The 805-nt window shown below is 32.3% G+C and carries 1 protein-coding gene; it reads left to right on the forward strand.

Going from position 1 to position 805, the window contains the following annotated elements:
- On the forward strand, positions 1-805 hold an 805-nt coding region (locus CRV03_RS13925; RefSeq protein WP_258239106.1), incomplete at both ends, for a cbb3-type cytochrome c oxidase subunit I.

Raw genomic sequence — 805 nt, forward strand, 5'->3', positions numbered from 1 at the left:
TTGCGTTTGGTTTTACTCTTAGTGGTATCTTTGCGTGTTGGTATTATATCGGGCAAAGAGTATTAAAAGTATCTTTAAAAGAATCACCATTCTTAATGGGTGTAGCTAAATTACACTTTGTACTTTATTTCATTACTATTCTTTTAGCTGTAGTAACTCTGTTTATGGGTATTACAACATCAAAAGAGTATGCTGAATTAGAATGGCCTTTAGATATTTTAGTTGTTGTTTGGTGGGTATTATATGGTATCTCTATTTTCGGTCTAATCGGAATTAGAAGAGAGAGAACTTTATATATCTCAATTTGGTATTTCATCGCTGGATTTATTGCAGTTGCTATGTTATACCTATTTAATAATATGGAAGTTCCAACTTATTTTGTATCTGGTTATGGTTCATGGATTCACTCAGTATCAATGTATGCTGGTACAAATGACGCCTTAGTACAATGGTGGTATGGACACAATGCGGTTGGATTTGTATTTACAGTTCCAATTATTGCTATGATTTATTATTTCTTACCAAAAGAGTCAGGACAAAATGTTTACTCTTATAAATTATCAATTTTAGCATTCTGGGGTCTATTATTTGTATATTTATGGGCAGGTGGACACCACTTAATTTATTCAACAGTTCCAGATTGGATGCAAACAATGGGATCTGTAATGTCAGTAGTACTAATTTTACCATCATGGGGATCAGCAATTAATATGCTTTTAACAATGAAGGGTGAATGGCAACAATTACAATCAAATACTCTGATTAAGTTCATGGTTTTAGCATCAACATTCTATATGTTATCTAC

The organism is Arcobacter sp. F155, assembly GCF_004116455.1.
GTDB lineage: Bacteria > Campylobacterota > Campylobacteria > Campylobacterales > Arcobacteraceae > Halarcobacter.